The sequence below is a fragment of the Baekduia alba genome (assembly GCF_028416635.1).
Lineage (GTDB): Bacteria > Actinomycetota > Thermoleophilia > Solirubrobacterales > Solirubrobacteraceae > Baekduia > Baekduia alba.
This window is the reverse complement of record NZ_CP114013.1, coordinates 5,823,963-5,840,017: the sequence shown is the minus strand read 5'-3', so window position 1 is coordinate 5,840,017 and position 16,055 is coordinate 5,823,963. Positions and strand designations below refer to the sequence as shown.

The 16,055-nt window shown below is 71.6% G+C and carries 20 protein-coding genes and 1 tRNA gene; 18 read left to right on the top strand and 3 right to left on the bottom strand.

Annotation, left to right across the window (positions count from 1 at the left end; genetic code table 11):
- The first annotated feature begins 3 nt into the window (after positions 1 to 3).
- The 9 genes from hemB to DSM104299_RS29135 all read left to right on the top strand — a co-directional run bounded on the left by hemB (position 4) and on the right by DSM104299_RS29135 (position 8,045).
- A complete protein-coding gene (gene hemB / locus DSM104299_RS29175) occupies positions 4 to 984 on the top strand; it encodes a porphobilinogen synthase (RefSeq protein WP_272475197.1) in 981 nt (326 codons plus the stop codon).
- Positions 972 to 2,057 (top strand): siroheme decarboxylase subunit alpha, encoded by a 1,086-nt coding sequence (ahbA, locus tag DSM104299_RS29170; protein WP_272475196.1) that lies wholly within the window; start codon positions 972 to 974, stop codon positions 2,055 to 2,057. The genes hemB and ahbA overlap by 13 nt, the downstream gene beginning before the upstream one ends.
- Positions 2,058 to 2,090: 33 nt before the next feature.
- Complete coding sequence (hemL, locus tag DSM104299_RS29165) at positions 2,091 to 3,380, top strand: glutamate-1-semialdehyde 2,1-aminomutase (protein WP_272475195.1); 1,290 nt, start codon at positions 2,091 to 2,093, stop codon at positions 3,378 to 3,380.
- The gene (locus tag DSM104299_RS29160; protein WP_272475194.1) at positions 3,377 to 3,904 is read left to right on the top strand and encodes a hypothetical protein; all 528 of its coding nucleotides are present in this window, start codon (positions 3,377 to 3,379) and stop codon (positions 3,902 to 3,904) included. Before hemL ends, DSM104299_RS29160 begins: the two co-directional genes overlap by 4 nt.
- Before the next feature lie 112 nt (positions 3,905 to 4,016).
- The gene (locus DSM104299_RS29155; protein ID WP_272475193.1) at positions 4,017 to 4,703 is read left to right on the top strand and encodes a QcrA and Rieske domain-containing protein; all 687 of its coding nucleotides are present in this window, start codon (positions 4,017 to 4,019) and stop codon (positions 4,701 to 4,703) included.
- Between the two features lie 6 nt (positions 4,704 to 4,709).
- Positions 4,710 to 5,513, top strand: a complete 804-nt coding sequence (locus tag DSM104299_RS29150) for a cytochrome b (protein ID WP_272475192.1) — start codon at positions 4,710 to 4,712, stop codon at positions 5,511 to 5,513.
- Positions 5,510 to 6,265, top strand: coding sequence for a c-type cytochrome (locus DSM104299_RS29145; protein WP_272475191.1), 756 nt, complete (start codon positions 5,510 to 5,512; stop codon positions 6,263 to 6,265). The genes DSM104299_RS29150 and DSM104299_RS29145 overlap by 4 nt, the downstream gene beginning before the upstream one ends.
- Positions 6,265 to 7,059: a bifunctional demethylmenaquinone methyltransferase/2-methoxy-6-polyprenyl-1,4-benzoquinol methylase UbiE gene (gene ubiE, locus DSM104299_RS29140; RefSeq protein WP_272475190.1), complete on the top strand. Its 795-nt coding sequence runs from the start codon at positions 6,265 to 6,267 to the stop codon at positions 7,057 to 7,059. Before DSM104299_RS29145 ends, ubiE begins: the two co-directional genes overlap by 1 nt.
- Positions 7,056 to 8,045: a polyprenyl synthetase family protein gene (locus DSM104299_RS29135; protein ID WP_272475189.1), complete on the top strand. Its 990-nt coding sequence runs from the start codon at positions 7,056 to 7,058 to the stop codon at positions 8,043 to 8,045. The genes ubiE and DSM104299_RS29135 overlap by 4 nt, the downstream gene beginning before the upstream one ends.
- Before the next feature lie 69 nt (positions 8,046 to 8,114).
- Here the strand turns inward: DSM104299_RS29135 and DSM104299_RS29130 are convergent, their stop codons facing one another.
- Entirely contained in the window at positions 8,115 to 8,549 is a 435-nt protein-coding gene (locus DSM104299_RS29130; RefSeq protein ID WP_272475188.1) for a hypothetical protein, read from the bottom strand.
- A gap of 172 nt (positions 8,550 to 8,721) precedes the next feature.
- Between DSM104299_RS29130 and DSM104299_RS29125 the strand changes: the two genes are divergently transcribed.
- From DSM104299_RS29125 to DSM104299_RS29100, 6 genes are all read left to right on the top strand, one after another.
- A complete protein-coding gene (locus DSM104299_RS29125) occupies positions 8,722 to 9,009 on the top strand; it encodes a Sec-independent protein translocase subunit TatA/TatB (protein ID WP_272475187.1) in 288 nt (95 codons plus the stop codon).
- A gap of 3 nt (positions 9,010 to 9,012) precedes the next feature.
- Complete coding sequence (tatC, locus tag DSM104299_RS29120; protein ID WP_272475186.1) at positions 9,013 to 10,152, top strand: twin-arginine translocase subunit TatC; 1,140 nt, start codon at positions 9,013 to 9,015, stop codon at positions 10,150 to 10,152.
- Between the two features lie 5 nt (positions 10,153 to 10,157).
- Positions 10,158 to 10,868 (top strand): hypothetical protein, encoded by a 711-nt coding sequence (locus DSM104299_RS29115; RefSeq protein ID WP_272475185.1) that lies wholly within the window; start codon positions 10,158 to 10,160, stop codon positions 10,866 to 10,868.
- Positions 10,869 to 10,921: 53 nt separating this feature from the next.
- Positions 10,922 to 10,994, top strand: a tRNA-Lys gene (locus DSM104299_RS29110).
- A gap of 259 nt (positions 10,995 to 11,253) precedes the next feature.
- On the top strand, positions 11,254 to 11,676 hold the full coding sequence (locus tag DSM104299_RS29105; RefSeq protein WP_272475184.1) for a hypothetical protein: 423 nt from the start codon (positions 11,254 to 11,256) through the stop codon (positions 11,674 to 11,676).
- 134 nt (positions 11,677 to 11,810) lie between these two features.
- Entirely contained in the window at positions 11,811 to 12,533 is a 723-nt protein-coding gene (locus tag DSM104299_RS29100) for an alpha/beta fold hydrolase (RefSeq protein WP_272475183.1), read from the top strand.
- Positions 12,534 to 12,540: 7 nt separating this feature from the next.
- On the opposite strand, the gene DSM104299_RS29095 is transcribed toward DSM104299_RS29100, so the two are convergent.
- Entirely contained in the window at positions 12,541 to 13,110 is a 570-nt protein-coding gene (locus DSM104299_RS29095) for a GNAT family N-acetyltransferase (RefSeq protein WP_272475182.1), read from the bottom strand.
- Positions 13,111 to 13,217: 107 nt separating this feature from the next.
- Between DSM104299_RS29095 and DSM104299_RS29090 the strand changes: the two genes are divergently transcribed.
- From DSM104299_RS29090 to DSM104299_RS29080, 3 genes are read left to right on the top strand one after another with little or no spacing between them, the layout of a single operon-like run.
- On the top strand, positions 13,218 to 14,021 hold the full coding sequence (locus DSM104299_RS29090) for an ABC transporter ATP-binding protein (RefSeq protein WP_272475181.1): 804 nt from the start codon (positions 13,218 to 13,220) through the stop codon (positions 14,019 to 14,021).
- 3 nt (positions 14,022 to 14,024) lie between these two features.
- Complete coding sequence (locus DSM104299_RS29085) at positions 14,025 to 14,783, top strand: ABC transporter permease (protein ID WP_272475180.1); 759 nt, start codon at positions 14,025 to 14,027, stop codon at positions 14,781 to 14,783.
- An 11-nt stretch (positions 14,784 to 14,794) separates the two neighbouring features.
- Positions 14,795 to 15,088, top strand: a complete 294-nt coding sequence (locus DSM104299_RS29080) for a YciI family protein (protein ID WP_272475179.1) — start codon at positions 14,795 to 14,797, stop codon at positions 15,086 to 15,088.
- Here DSM104299_RS29080 and DSM104299_RS29075 read toward each other — a convergent pair.
- On the bottom strand, positions 15,062 to 16,006 hold the full coding sequence (locus DSM104299_RS29075) for an RNA polymerase subunit sigma-70 (RefSeq protein WP_272475178.1): 945 nt from the start codon (positions 16,004 to 16,006) through the stop codon (positions 15,062 to 15,064). The two genes, DSM104299_RS29080 and DSM104299_RS29075, sit on opposite strands and share 27 nt — an antisense overlap.
- Positions 16,007 to 16,055: the final 49 nt, after the last annotated feature.

The window sequence follows — 16,055 nt, the reverse complement described above, 5'->3', positions numbered from 1 at the left end:
GCGATGCCCGCCGCCTTTCCCGCCACCCGCCTACGCCGCCTGCGCCGCACCGGCGCGCTGCGCGACCTCGTGCGCGAGACCACCCTCGCCGCGTCCGACCTCGTGCTGCCGATCTTCGTCGAGGAGGGCCTGGAGGGCCGCTCCCCGATCGCGTCCATGCCGGGCGTCGACCGCCACGGCCTGACGTCGGCGGTCCAGGAGGCCGGCGAGGCGTTCGCGCTCGGCGTCCCCGCGGTGATCCTCTTCGGCATCCCGGCCGAGAAGGACGGCGACGGCTCCGGCGCCTGGGACGACGACGGCGCCGTCCAGCTCGCCGTCCGCGCGATCAAGGCCGCGCACCCCGACCTGGTCGTCATCACCGACGTCTGCCTCTGCGAGTACACCGACCACGGCCACTGCGGCCGCCTCACGCCCGAGGGCGTCGTCGACAACGACGCGTCGCTGGAGCTGCTCGCGCGCACCGCGGTCTCGCACGCCCGCGCGGGCGCGGACGCGGTCGCGCCGAGCGACATGATGGACGGCCGCGTCGGCGCGCTGCGCGCCGGCCTCGACGCCGAGGGCTTCACCGACACGCCGATCATCGCCTACTCGGCCAAGTACGCCTCCGCCTTCTACGGCCCGTTCCGCGAGGCCGCCGGCTCGACGCCCAGCGTCGGCGACCGCAAGAGCTACCAGATGGATCCGGGCAACGCCGAGGAGGCGCTGCGCGAGGTCGCGCTCGACGTCGCGGAGGGCGCCGACATGGTGATGGTCAAGCCGGCCGTGCCGTACCTCGACGTGCTCTGGCGCGTCAAGGAGGCCACCCGGATGCCCGTCGTCGCGTACCACGTCGGTGGGGAGTACGTCATGATCAAGGCGGCCGCGGCCGCTGGTCATATGGACGAGCGGACCACCGTGCTCGAGACGCTCACGGCGATCCGCCGCGCCGGCGCCGACATCGTCATCACCTATTACGCGAAGGACGCCGCCGCATGGCTGCAGTGACCCCGAAGATCCGCTCGCGCAAGGACGGCGCCGCCGTCCCGCTCGACGCATTCGACAAGAGCCTGCTGAACAGCATGCAGGGCGGCTTCCCGATCGTCCCGCGGCCGTACGCGGAGGTGGCCACGGCGCTGGGCGTGGAGGAGGACGTGGTCCTCAAGCGCGTCGCCGAGCTGATCGAGCAGCGGATCATCCGCCAGGTCACCCCGATCTACGACACGCGCGCGCTCGGCTACCAGTCGATGCTCGTGGCCGCCAAGGTCGACGCGGAGCATCCGTGGCGCCCGGCCAAGATCATCAACGAGCACCCCGGCGTCTCGCACAACTACCTGCGCAACCACGAGTTCAACATGTGGTTCACGGTCGCGACCGAGCCGGACTCCGCGCTTGGCCTGGAGGGCACGCTGGAGGTCCTCAAGCGCGAGACCGGCGCGGAGTCCGTGCGCCAGCTGCCGACGCTCAAGCTGTTCAAGATCCGCATGGACCTCGAGATGTCCGGCGACACCGAGGCGCTGGCCAAGTCGGCCGAGGCGGTCGCCCCCGTCGAGATCGACCCGCAGCCCTACGACGACTTCGACAAGGCCGTCATCCGCGCCACGCAGGGCGACATGCCCGTCGTCTCCGAGCCCTACGCCGCGGCCGCGCGCGAGCTGGGCGTCCCGGTCGACAAGCTGGTCGCCCACCTCGAGGGCATGGTCGAGCGCAACCTGCTGCGCCGCGTCGCCGCGATCCTCTTCCATCGCCGCGCCGGCTTCTCGGCCAACGGCATGGGCGTCTGGCGCGTGCCGGACGACCGCGTGCTGGAGGCGGGATCGAAGATGGCCGCGTTCCGCGGGATCTCCCATTGCTACGAGCGCCCCACCTACGGCGACTGGCCCTACCAGCTGTTCACGATGGCCCACGGCCGCTCCAAGGAGGAGTGCGACGCGATCCTCGACGCCGTCGAGGCCGAGGTCGGCTGCATCCAGGAGCGCGCGACGCTCTACTCCTCCACCGAGTTCAAGAAGGTCCGGCTCCTCTACTTCACCGACGACTTCAAGCGGTGGGAGCGTGAGCACGCCGGTGTCGGCGCCTGACCCGCGCGCGACCGAGCGAGCAAGACCATCATCATGAGCGTCTCCCTCACCGACGCCAAGTCCGCGGAGCTCTACGCCCGGGCGCTGCAGAGGCTTCCCGGCGGCGTCAACTCGCCCGTCCGCGCGATGCAGGCCATCGGCCGCGACCCGATCTTCATCGACCGCGCCGACGGCGCCGAGATCGTCGACGTCGACGGCAACCGCTACGTCGACTACGTGTGCTCGTGGGGTCCCCTGATCCACGGCCACGCGCATCCGGAGATCGTGGCCGCGGTCGTCGCCGCCGCCCACCGCGGGACGAGCTTCGGCGCGCCGACCGCCGGCGAGGTCGACCTCGCCGAGGAGATCGCGCGGCGCATGCCGTCGGTCGAGATGGTCCGGATGACGTCGTCGGGCACCGAGGCGTCGATGAGCGCGATCCGCCTGGCGCGCGCCGCGACCGGCCGGACCAAGCTCCTCAAGTTCGCCGGCGCCTACCACGGCCACGTCGACGGCCTGCTCGCCGAGGCCGGCAGCGGCCTGGCGACCGCCGGCATCCCCGCGAGCCCGGGCGTCCCGGAGTCCGCGACGCACGAGACCGTGATCGTCGGGTGGAACGACGGCGAGGCCGTCGCCCAGGCGTTCGCCGACAACGAGTTCGCCGCCGTGCTGGCGGAGCCGTACCCGGCGAACATGGGCCTCGTGCCGCCGGTCGAGGGCTTCCTGGACCTCCTGCGCCACCAGGCCGACGAGAACGGCGCGCTGCTGATCTTCGACGAGGTGATCACCGGCTTCCGCGTCGCCGAGGGCGGCGCGCAGGAGCGCGAGGGCGTCGCACCGGACCTCACCGTGATGGGCAAGGTCATCGGCGGCGGGCTGCCGGCCGCGGCCTACGGCGGCAAGCGCGCGCTGATGGAGCGGATCGCGCCCGCCGGCGACGTCTACCAGGCCGGGACGCTGAGCGGCAACCCGCTCGCTGTCGCCGCCGGCCTCACGACGCTGCGCCTGCTCGACGAGCCGGCCTACCTGCGCCTCGGCGCGATCACCGAGGCCCTGGCCTCCGGGCTGCGCGACGCCGCGGGGAGCCACGGCGTCGCGGTGTCGGTCAACAGCGTCCCGGGCCTGCTGACCGTGTTCTTCGCCGAGACCGCGCCGCGCGACTACGCCGGCGCGCGGGCCTGCGACCACGAGGCCTACGCGGCGTTCTGCCGCGCCCTGCTGGCGCGCGGCGTCTACCCGCCGCCGTCGCAGTACGAGGCGTGGTTCCCGTCGCTGGCGCACACCTCGGCCCACCTCGACCGGACGCTGGACGCGGTCAACGCCGCGTTCGCCGAGCTCGCTTGATCCTCCAGCGCCTCGCGCAGCTCGTCCGCGACGACGGCGGCCTGCTGGCCGCGGCGCTGCGGCAGGAGGTCGACGCGCCGACGCCCTACGGCGACGCGATCGCGTCCGCGCCGCGCGCGGCCGGTCACATCGCCGACCTCCCGCTCGTCATCGAAGCAGTACGTGAGGGCTACCTCCTGCACTACGGCGAGCCGCGGCTCATGTCGCGCGAGGACGACGACCTCGCGCTGCTGGCCGGCGACCGCCTCTACGCGCTCGGGCTCGAGCGCCTGGCCGACGCCGGCGATCTTGCCGCCGTCGCCGCCCTCGCGGACCTCATCGCGCTCTCCGCCCAGGCGCAGGCGGCCTCCGACGCTCGCCTCGCCGACGCGGTCTGGGCGGCCGGTTGCGCCGAGCTCGGGTGGGGTTCGACGCCGGACCTCGAGCAGGCCAAAGATGCCGCGCGTGCAGGCGAAACGGACGCCGCAGAGCGCCTCGGATCAGCGGCGCGCCACATCGCCGGAGACCTGGCGCTGGCGCGCTGACCCGACACGCGCTCCAGGCGGCGGGGCCCGTACGATCTACGAGCGATAGATTTCCGGGCCCGGACGCCATCCACCAGGATCGCGCGTCCCTCGGACAGGACCAAGACCCACCGTGCCCAAGAAGCAAGCCAAAAGCAAGTACACCGCCGACCGCGGAATCCCCGGGGCGTTCGAAGGCGAGACCGTCACCCGCCGCCGCTTCATGGTCGGGACGGCCCACGCGACCGGCATGATCGCCACGTCGGCGATCCTGCTGCCCGCCCTCGGGTTCGCCCTCGGCCCGCTGTTCGAGGAGCACAAGGTGCGCTGGCAGCCCGTCGGCAAGCCGGACGAGTTCCCCGACGACACCTACGTGCCGAAGGTGATCACCTACGCCGACGGCATCGGCGAGGCCGGCAAGACCACGGTGTACATCCGCAAGCGCAACGCGCAGCTGGACACCGACAAGCTCCCGAAGGGCTTCGAGAGCGAGCAGTTCGTCGCGATCTCGACGCGCTGCATGCACCTCGGTTGTCCCGTCCGCTACACGGAGGCCGCGCAGCGCTTCATCTGCCCGTGCCACGGTGGCGTCTACGACTTCCAGGGCAAGGTCGACGGCGGCCCTCCGGTCCGCCCGCTCGACCGCTTCTACAACCGCGTCCGCAACGGTCAGGTCGAGATCGGGCCGCGGTTCTCGGTCAACCGCGAGCTCAAGCGCTTCTCGCCCCGCAACCCGGGCGAGCCGCTCGACGGCATCGGCGGGATCCTCTACCCGTCGCGCCCGACGATCCGGAAGCTCGACTCGCTTCCCCAGGACTAAGCACTGATGCCGAAGCTCAAGCTCCCCGCACCGCCACTGCCGCCCGGCCTCAAGCCGGCGCCGCCGCGTCCCGGCAAGCCCCAGCAGGGCCCGCTGGACAAGGCCGCCGACGCGGGCATGTACACCGTCGACTGGATCGACGAGCGCACCGCGATGTCCAGCGGCCTGCGGTGGGTCCTGTTCCGCAAGGTCCCCAAGGGCACCAACTGGTTCTACACGCTGGGCTCGGCGACGCTGTTCGCCTTCCTCAGCCAGGCGATCACGGGCGTCTTCCTCGCGATGTACTACCGGCCCGACGCGGCCGGTGGGGCGTACGAGTCCGTGCGCCACATCAACGACGACGTCTTCCTCGGCGAGTTCGTGCACGGGATGCACAAGTGGGGCTCGTCGGTGATGGTCATCTTGATCTTCCTGCACATGGCCCGCACGTTCTTCTTCGGCGCGTACAAGTACCCGCGCGAGCTGAACTGGGTCATCGGCGTGGCGCTGCTCATCCTCACGTTCATCATGGCGCTCACCGGCTACCTGCTGCCGTTCGACCAGCGGTCCTTCTGGGCCACGATCGTGGCGAACAACATCACGGCGTCCGGCCCGCTCGTCGGCCCGTACCTCGGCGACTTCCTCAACGGCGGCGCCGACTTCAACGCCACCACCTTGTCGCGGTTCTACGCGATCCACATGATGTTGGTGCCGGGCATCATCGGCGCCCTCATCGGCGCCCACCTCTGGCTCGTCACGAAGCTCGGCACCACCGCGCCGCCGTGGAACAAGGTGAAGGTCCCCGAAGAGCTGATCGAGGAGAAGGCGTGAACCGCCGCGAGAAGGAGCAGTACCTCCGCGAGTACGCGATCCTCAAGTCGCAGGGGAAGCCGTTCTTCCCGTACGCGGTGGCCAAGGACGGCGCGATGGCGTGCGTCGTGCTGCTCGTCATCATCCTGCTGGCGATCTTCCTCGGCGCCGAGCTCGGCCCGAAGGCGGACCCGACGACGACGACGTACACGCCGCGCCCGGAGTGGTACTTCTTCTTCCTCTTCGAGCTGCTGCGCGTCGTCAAGCCGCCGGAGTTCGTCGCGCTGGCGACGATCGGCATCCCGACGATCTGCATGATCCTGCTGTTCCTGCTGCCGTTCTACGACCGCAGCCCGGAGCGGCGTCCCGAGCGGCGCCCGGTGGCGACGCTGACGGCGATCCTGATCATCGGCGCGATGGCGTATCTGACCGCCGAGGGCGCGAAGACCGGTCCACCGACCGAGATCGACATGCCGACGCCGGCGTCGGTCAAGCTGCAGGGCGCCTCGGCGGTCCGCCAGTACGAGGCGGGCCGGCAGGTGATGGCGCAGTCCGGCTGCCTGGCCTGCCACAAGGTGGGCGAGAACGGCAACTCCGGTCCTGGGCCTGAGCTGACCGACATCGCCGACCGCCTCCCGGCGGCGGGCATCGAGCGCACGCTCATCAACCCGACCGCGCCGATGCCGACGTTCAAGAGCCTGCAGGAGAACGAGCCCGAGAAGTTCAAGAACCTCGTGTCGTTCCTGGGCCAGCTGAAGTCCGACGGGAACTGATGAGCACCGCCGGCAGCGGGAGCCCGGTGCGGCGGGCGGGCCCGCTTGCCGGCGATCGCGGCACCCTGCCCGAGCCGGAGGTGCGCGCGATGTTCGATCGCATCGCGCGGGTCTACGACCTCATCAACTCGGTCATGACGGCCGGGCTGCACCACAAGTGGCGCCGTCGCGCGGCGGACCTCGCCGGCGTCGGCCCGGGCGATCGCGTCCTGGACGTGGCGACGGGCACGGGCGACCTGGCGATCGAGCTGGCCGGGCGCGTCGGCCCGACCGGCGAGGTCGTCGGCAGCGACTTCTCCGAGGAGATGCTGGCCTTCGCGCGCAAGAAGGCGCCGAGCCAGCGCTTCGAGTGGGGCAACGCGCTCGAGCTGCCCTACGCCGACGGCGAGTTCGCGGCCGCGACGGTCGGCTTCGGCGCGCGCAACTTCTCCGACCTGGACCGCGGGCTGGCCGAGATGGCGCGCGTGGTGCGCCCCGGCGGGCACGTCGTGATCCTGGAGATCACGACGCCGCAGAAGCCGCCGCTCTCGACGTTCTTCTCGCTGTGGTTCGACCGGATCGTGCCGCTGATCGGCAAGGTCGCGGGCGACTCGCAGGCCTACGACTACCTGCCCAACAGCGTCAAGCGCTTCCCGGAGCCGCCCGGCCTCGCCGCGTCGCTGGAGCGCGCGGGGCTGGAGCAGATCCGCTGGGTGCTGACCGCCGGCGGGATCATCGCGCTGCACGTCGGCGTCAAGCCGGCGGGGCCGGTCGCCACGTCGACCAACGGCACGCGCCCGTCGTCTTCGACATGAGCGAGGACGGCGGCGCGGCGGGGCCGGTCACCGCGATCGTCCACGCGGGCGGCCCGCACGTCCTGCCGCTGCTGGGCCGCGTCGAAGTGCTGCTCGCGGAGGTCGCCGCCGGCCACGGGCCGGTGCTCGCCGAGCACGCGGGCTCGACGATCTCGGCCGGCGGCAAGCGGCTGCGCCCGCTGCTGGTGATCCTGGCCAGCGCGGGCGGCGACGGGGACGGCCTGGTGCGCGCGGCCGCGGCGGTCGAGCTCGTCCACAGCGCCACGCTCGTCCACGACGACGTGCTCGATCTCGCGCCGCTGCGCCGCGGGCGGCCGACGGTGTTCGCCACCGCGGGGCGCGAGGCCGCGACCCAGACCGGCGACCTGCTCTTCGCGCGCGCCTTCGCGCTGCTGGCCCGCAACGAGGATCCCGAGCAGGTGCGCGCCCTGAGCGACGCCGGCAGCGCGCTGGCGCGCGGCGAGCTGCTGCAGCGCGCCGACGCGTTCGACGCGGCGATCCCGCTCGCCCGCTACCTGCGGCGCTGCGAGCTCAAGACCGCGCGGCTGTTCGAGGCGGCGTGCATCCTCGGCGCGCTCGAGGGCGGGGCCGGAACCGACGGCGCCGAGGCGCTGCGCGAGTTCGGCCGCCGCATCGGGCTGGCCTTCCAGATCCTCGACGACGTCCTCGACGTCGCGGGGCCGGCCGAGCGCACGGGCAAGCACCGCGGCACCGACCTGCTGGACGGGACGGTCACGCTGCCGTTCATCCTCGCGCGCGAGCGCGACGCGTCGCTGGCGGCGCTGGATCCGCGCGCGATCACGACGCCCGAGCAGGCCGAGGAGGTCTGCGACCGGATCGCGGCGACCGGCGCGCTGGACGCGGCGCGGGCCGCGGCGCTCGAGCACGTCGACGCCGCCAAGGCGGTGGTGCCGCCGGCGCTGCCGTCGCGCGAGCGCGACGCGCTGCTGCTCGTCGCCGACAACGTCGTCGCCCGCTACAGCTGAGCCGTTAACTACGGCGGGCCGCCTTTCCAGGCGGCCCGCTGTGTGGTCACGGAGCGGTGCGTGACGGCTTTAGAAGTCCTCGGGGACGATGTGGTCCTCGTCCAGCGCCGTGGTGAAGCGCTCGATCTCGTCCTCCATGTTGGCGTGCGCCAGGCGCTTGAGGTCGCGGACCAGCGCCTCGGTGCCGCGGTCCAGCTCCTCGTCGAAGCGCTCGACCAGGTCCTGCTCGAAGACGCCGCTGCCGGCCCACTCGCAGTTCGGGCAGCGCAGCGTGACCTCCCAATGGGTCGCGCCGGCCTCTTCCCACTCCGTCGGGTAGACGAGGTTGGAGGCGCAGGCGCCGCAGAGGTGGAGGTCCTGGGTGACCTCGTCGTGGGCGGGGGTCGGCGTCGCGGCCACCGGCGCGGTGCCGGCGGGCTGGTCCTCGAAGTAGACGACCTCGATGGTCTTGCCGGAGGGCAGGACGACGCGGCGGACGTAGTGGCGGGGATCGTGGAGGCTCATCGTTCTTCTCAGAAGCTCGTGGGCGGCGCTGACAGTCCGGTGATCGACCGTGGCTCCGGCGAACTTGAACCTCGCCTAGGACATTCGTCCGCGTGCGGATATCCCGTGAAAATGAACCGAATTCGGGTCTCCGGCGTTACTCTCTGATGACCCCCTACGGAGGCTGCGAACCGTGCCTATCGGCATCCCGGAACTGATCATCGTCCTCGTCATCGTCCTGCTCGTCTTCGGGCCCAAGCGCCTGCCGCAGCTCGGCAAGCAGCTGGGCGGGGGCATGCGCGAGTTCAAGGACGGCATCCAGGGCAACAAGAAGGACGACGAGGACGAGGCCGACGACGCCACCGCGGGCCGTCCCGAGCTGACGCGGGCCGCGCAGGCCGACGTCCTCGATCCCACCCCTGACGCCACCAAGGCCCCGGCGGGCGGTCGCGACGACTCCGCCACGCGCTCCGGCGGGTAGCCGTTGCCCGCCATCCGGCCCGTAGGGCATGAAGAGCGGCTCAGCCTCGTCGAGCATCTCGACGAGCTGCGCACGCGGCTCATCCTCTGCGTCGTGGCCTTCATCCTGGCGTTCAGCCTCTGCTACTGGCAGAACGACCGGATCCTCGACATCATCAACAAGCCGCTGGACCACGCCCATCGCGTGGACTGCAGCATCGACGACAAGAAGAAGGCCGACGACGCCCTGGAGCGGTCGGGCTGCTTCGACGCGGCGGTCGGCAAGTACCTCCAGTCGGCGGCGCCGACGCTGGTGGGCGCGGCGCGCTCGCTCGGGGCGATCGCCGGCAGCGACGGGGTCAGCGCGGCGACGCGCGCCCAGGCGCAGCGGACCGCCGCGCAGCTGCGCGCGACCGCGGTGCAGGCGGCGCGCGCCGCCCAGCTGACGCCGAAGGCCTCGACCGGCCGCCAGCCGGTGACGCTCGGCGTGACCGAGCCGTTCCTGACGACGATCACGGTCAGCGCGTACGCCGCGCTGCTGCTCGCGCTGCCGTTCATCCTGTGGCAGCTGTACGCGTTCGTGTTACCGGCGTTCTCCAACGAGGAGCGGCGCGTGGCGCTGCCGCTGATGACGCTCGTCCCGGTGCTGTTCATCGCCGGCGTGCTGTTCGGCTACTTCCTGGCGCTCCCGCGTGCCGTCGCGTTCCTGCAGAACTACAACGACGGCGCCTTCGACATCCTGGTCCAGGCCAAGGACTACTACCGCTTCTGCACGCTGCTGCTGGCGGCGATGGGCGTGCTGTTCCAGATCCCCGTCGGAGTGCTGGCGATCGTGCGGCTGCGGATCCTGACGGTCAAGCAGCTCCGCGCCTATCGCGGCTACACGCTGATCCTGTTCGCGGTGGTCGCCGCGATCGTGACGCCCACGCCCGACCCGGTCACGATGCTCATCGCGATGGCGCCGCTGGTGGTCCTGTACGAGGTGTCGCTGGTGCTCGCCAAGCTGTTCGAGCCCAAGGGCGAGCCGCGCTTCGGGTTCCTGTCGCATCTCGACGACGACGATGACGACGAGGCAGACGGCGACGACGACGTGGACGACGACCCTGACGAACCGGCATACGCAGCCGAGGGTGAGTCTGCTGAGCGGCCGAACGATCTAGACTGACCCGCATGCTGTTCGACCTCCGCGGACGCGGACGCCGGCGTGCCGTTCAGGCGATCTACCTCAGCCTTGCCCTCCTGATGGGGGGCGGCTTGGTGCTGTTCGGCGTCGGTGGCGCCACGAGCGGCGGGTTGCTGGACGCGTTCAAGTCCGACAGCGGGTCGGCGGACGTGAGCGACGTGTTCAAGAAGCGCGTCGAGACGGCGGAGAAGGCCGTGCAGGTGCGGCCGACCGATCCGAGGGCCTGGGCCGAGCTGACGCGCGTGCGCTTCCAGCAGGCGGGCTCGGGCAACGGCTTCGACCAGAACGCCGGCGCCTTCACCGACCAGGGCAAGGACGGCCTGCGCCAGACCGAGGCCGCGTGGAACAAGTACCTCACGCTGACCAAGAAGCCCGACCCGAACGTGGCGTCGCTGATGATCCAGGCGTTCAGCCAGACCGGGCTCAACGAGCCCGACAAGGCGGTCAGCGCGATGGAGGTCTACCTCAGCGGCCGCGAGCCCACCGGCCCGCTCTACGCGCAGTACGCCGCGCTCGCCTACCAGGCCGGCCAGACCCGCAAGGCCGAGCTCGCCTCCAAGAAGGCCCTCGCGCTGACGCCCAAGGACGACCGCGAGCAGGTCAAGGCCCAGCTCGACGCCGCCCGCCAGGCCGCCTCGGCCACCGTCGACTCCGCGACCTCGTCGTCCCCCGCGACGACCTCGACACCCTCCGGCTGAGCCGCCTGTGAGCCGGCGCCCCACGGCGCCTCCTCGCTATCCTGTTCGACCCCGCCCCTATAGCTCAACTGGCAGAGCAGCGGACTCTTAATCCGAAGGTTCTAGGTTCGATTCCTAGTGGGGGCATTGGTGAGGAGCCCGGCGATTGCCGGGCTTTTCTGTTGCCTGGGTCGCCTCGCCTCCCTTCTCAGGGCCCTCGGTTGCCGCGCCCTCCTCGCCCGTGTGCCGCCGACGCCGCTGGCCGCAGTCGGCCCCTCGCGCCGCCACCGCCGCCGCGTCGGTCGTGAGGTGTCGGTGGCGGCCCCGCCGCTGCCGGTCCTCCGTGGACGCTCGACGCGCTCCGCGGCGGAACGCCCTCGCCGGCAGGTCGAGGTAGGTTGGCGCGATGCGAGAGGGTCGCCTGGCGACTGCGAGTTGCACGACCGGGTGGTTCGACTGGATCCACCGCGAGCTGTGGCTCTGCGACGACGGTCTGCTGTTGGTCCGGCTCGACCTCGGGGCAACGCGGGCACACGGGAAGGGACCGAGCGTGCCGGGGACGTTGCGACGGCGACCGGTGCGGGACGAGGAGCTGACCGGGGCGGACGCGGCGGGCAAGCAGCTGAGTTGGATCCCGGCTGGCGAGATCGTCGCCGCGAGGGGGCGCCGCGGCCGGATGGCCGACCGCCTGACCCTCGACCTCCGTGACGGCACCGCCCGCAAGTTGCTGTGGCTGAGCGTCGACCGCGCCGATGTGCCGCTCCTGGCCGCCCTGAACGCCTGGGGCGTCGCGCCGACGAGCCCAGGTGCCTTCGGGCGCGGCAGCTAGCGAGCCTGTCCGTTCGCCAGGCGAGAACCCCACTTGGTACACACTCCAGAGCATTGAGTACGATGTGGGCGAACCGCCGCCACCTTCCTCGCCGGCCCGCTGCCGACGTGGCTGGCCTGGATAGGCTGACGATCGTGCCGGACCCGGGCCACAGCGCTGCTGCGAAACCCGCTCTCGCACGCCACCTCGTCGGCGAAGGCAGCCCGATCCTCTGCCTGCACTCCTACGCGACCAACGCGTCGTTCGCCGCCCAATGCTTCGAGCCGGCCCTACACGACGCCCCGCACCAACGGATCTACCTCGACCTGCCCGGCAGCGGGGACTCGCCGCCGGTCGAGCCGACGTCGGAGAGCGTCTTGGAGGCGGTGCTGCGGGTCGTCGACGAGGAGCTCGACGGCTCGATCGCCATCGCGGGGCACTCCTACGGCGGGTATCTCGCCGCTGCGCTCGCGCGTCGTCGCCCCGACCGCGTGAAAGGGCTGCTGCTCGTCTGCCACGGGGTTCGCATCCTCCCGGCCGAGCGCACGATCCCGGCCGACGCGCAGTCGGTCCCGGCACCCGTCCAGGAGCTGCTCGACGCGTTGCCCCAGCCCCACGGCGACTACCTGCGCGACCTGCGCGCCAACGGCTACCAGCTCGCCGACGAGCGCAGCGAGCACTCCTTCGCGGGACCCGTCGCCGCGATCGTCGGGCGGCAGGACGGCATCGCCGGCTACGTCGACCAGTTCGAGCAGTTGCAGCACTTCCCCGACGGCACCTACACCGCACTGGCGGGCGCCGGGCATTACCTGCCGCTCGAGCAACCCGATGCGCTGGCGCTGGTCGCTCGCGAGTGGCTGGCTCGCCTGGGCGCGTGACCTCGCGTCAGCGCAGCACCGACGCCCCGAAGTCCTCCGCAACCGCGTCCATGAACACGACGTCGGTCGCTCGACCCCGGCTCATCACCGCCTGACGGCGGACGCCGATGCGGCGGAAGCCCGCGCGCTCGTACGCCGTCAGCCCCGCGACGTTCCAGGCCAGCGTCTCCAGCAGGACGTTGCGCAGTTGGAGGACATGGAACGCGTAGTCGAGCGCAAGCCGCGTCGCCTCGGTCCCGAGGCCCTGGCCGCGGCGCTCGCCGATCGCGATGCCGAGCTCGGCGTTGCCGTGGGCGTGGGAGATCTTCAGGAGGCCGACGGTGCCGACGGCGGTCGCGTCGGTGCGGTCATAGACCGTGAACTCGACGACCTCGGGCTCGTGCATCGCGGACTTCTCGAGGTTCTCCTCCACCCACTTCTCCTGGCTTTGCGCGCTGGCGATGCCCATCTGCACGAGGCCGTGCCGGACGTCGACCTGGTTCATCCAGCGCGCGTACGTGTCGGCGAGATCGCGCCGCAGCGGGCCCAGCGCGACCTTCTCGCCGACGACGACGAAGTCCGGCTCATGGCTGTCCATCCGGACATTGTCTCCAGACCGGGGGTCCGCGCGCAGCCGCTTCTCGGATCCTGCTCTTCGCGCCCGACCCCTCGATGAGTTCGCCGCGGTCCGCCAGTCTTAGGACCGTGACCAACGAACTCGCCGTCGAGGCGCACGGCCTCGTCAAGACCTACAAGAGCCGGAACGGGACCGTCGAGGCGGTGAAGGGCGTCGATCTCGCGGTCCGGTCCGGCGAGGCGTTCGGCTTCCTCGGCCCCAACGGCGCCGGCAAATCGACGACCGTGCGCATGCTCACGACGCTCCTGACGATCACCGACGGGACCGCCCGCGTCGCCGGCGTGGACGTCGCCCGCCAGCCGGACGCGGCGCGCCGGCGCATCGGCGTCGCCCTCCAGGAGGCCGGCCTGGACCCGCGCCAGACGGGCCGGGAGCTGCTGCACCTCCAGGGCCGCCTGTTCGGGCTCACGCCGGCCAACGCGACCGACCGCGCCGAGCAGCTCCTCGACCTCATGGAGCTCCAGGACGCCGCCGACCGCCGCATCAAGGGCTACTCGGGCGGCATGAAGCGCCGGCTCGACCTCGCCTCCGCGCTCGTCCACGAGCCCGACGTCCTCTTCCTCGACGAGCCGACCACCGGCCTGGACCCCGCCAGCCGCCTGACGGTCTGGGACGAGGTCCGCCGCATCAACCAGCGCGGCACCACCGTCTTCCTCACCACGCAGTACCTCGAAGAGGCCGACCAGCTCTGCGACCGCCTCGCGATCATCGACGGCGGTCGCATCGTGCGCGACGGCACGCCCACCGAGCTCAAGGACGAGCTCCGCCAGCGCCTACAACTCGATGCCGAGCCCACCCTCGACGACGTCTTCCTCGACGCCACCGGCCGCACCCGCGACCGCGCCGCGGGCGAGGTCCAGGAGGTCCTGTAGACCATGGCCACGCAGACCCTCGTCCTCGGCCGCCGCGCGCTCCGTGAGGCCTGGCGCACGCCCGAGGCGCTCGTCCCGACGCTGTTCATCCCTTTGTTCTTCCTCGTCGTCAACGTCGGCCAGGCGGGCAAGATCTTCCCGAGCGACTCCACGGATTTCCTCAAAGGTCAGAGCTACGGGGCGTTCCAGCTGCCGTCCTCGCTCCTGCTCGCCGCCTCGTTCGGCACCGCCGCGCTGTTCCTCGTCGAGGACATCGAGGACGGCTACTTCGACAAGCTCCGCGCGGCGCCCGTGTCGCGTAGCGCGATCGTCCTCGGGCGCCTGGTCGCCGAGCTCGTCAAGGGCCTGCTGATCGCCACCGCGATCGTCGTCCTGGCCCTGGTCTTCGGCATCACGATCGCCTCCGGCCCGTTCGGCTTCCTGTTGCTGATCGGCCTCACCGCGCTGTGGGCCGTGGTCTACGTGGGGTTCATGCAGCTCATCGCGCTGACGACCCGCTCCGCCGCGGCGACGAACTCCGGCGGCCTGATCTTCTTCCCGCTGCTCTTCCTGACGCCGAACTTCGTGCCCCGCGACATGCTCACGCGCCCGATGGAGGTCGCGGCCTCGATCAACCCGGTGACCTACGTCATGGAGGCGCTGCGCTCGTTGATCCTCGACGACTTCGCCTGGAACCACATCTGGCCCGGCTTCCTGGTCGTCGCGCTCGCGATGGCCATCATGATCGTCCTCAACCTGCGCGTGATTCGCACCTACGACTAGCCTGCCCAGGCATGTTCGTCCTCTCCCTGACCTACATCGTCGACCTCGAGGAGGTCGACCGCGTCCGCGACGATCACCTGGCGTGGATCTCCACGCAGTACGAGGCCGGCAGGTTCATCGCCTCGGGGCCGAAGGTGCCGCGGACCGGTGGGGTGATCCTCGCGAAGGCCATGCCGCGCGACGAGCTCGACGAGGTCATCGCGTCGGACCCGTTCACGCGCGAGGGGATCGCGACGTACAACGTCGCCCAGTTCACCGCGACGACGACCGCCGACGAGCTAGCCGCGCTCCAGGAACGCGTCTAGGTCGTCGACCGCATAGGCGTACATCATGCCCAGCTGCCCGTCGGCGTCGCGCCCGGCGAGCACCAGCAGCCGGTGCGGCGTGCCGTCGGCCTCGTAGAACGCGACCGCCGGCGCGCCGTTGGACCAGGCGCGGCGCGCGCTGCGCAGGGCGCCGAGCCCGCAGGCGCGCGTCTGCCAGAACGCGCCGATCGCCGCGGCGCCGACCAGTGTGCGTTCGGGCGGCATCGACAGCACGGCGTCGTCGCGCAGCAGCGCGACCAGCCCGTCGATGTCCGCCCGCTCCCACGCGTCGACGTAGCGCGCGAGCAGCTCGCGGTCGTCGGTCCGCGCGATCGACCGCGCCGACCGTGCCGGGACCACGTCCTCCGTCGCCGACCGCGCGCGCTGCAACGCGCCGTTGACCGCAGCGACCGTCGTGTCCAGCAGGTCGGCGACCTCCGGCCCGGTCCAGCCGAGCACGTCGCGCAGGATCAGCACCGCGCGCTGGCGGCCCGGCAGCCGCTGGATCGCGGTGAGCAGCGCCAGCTCCATGCCCTCGCGCGCCGCGTAGCGCGCGGCCGGGTCGACGACCGGCGCGACCAGCGCCGCCTCCGCGAGCTTGTCGTCGGGGAACGGGTCGACCGCGAGCGGCTCGCCGCGCCGCGGCCGGCGCTCGATCTCGTCCAGGCACGCGTTGGTGGCGATCCGGTACAGCCAGGTCGAGACGCTGGCGCGCCGCTCGAAGCGCTCCAGCGACCGCCACGCCCGCAGCAGGGTCTCCTGGACGACGTCCTCGGCGTCGTGCCGGGAGCCCAGCATCCGGTAGGCGTGCACCTCGAGCACGCGCCGGTGGGGCTCGACGAGCGCCATGAAGGCCCGCTCGTCGCCCGCCTGCGCGCTGGCGACCAGCGCGCGCTCGTCCGTGTTCGAAGCCGTCACGACGCCCATACGGGTTCAGACGCCGCCGGCACCGCGATCTCATCGGTGA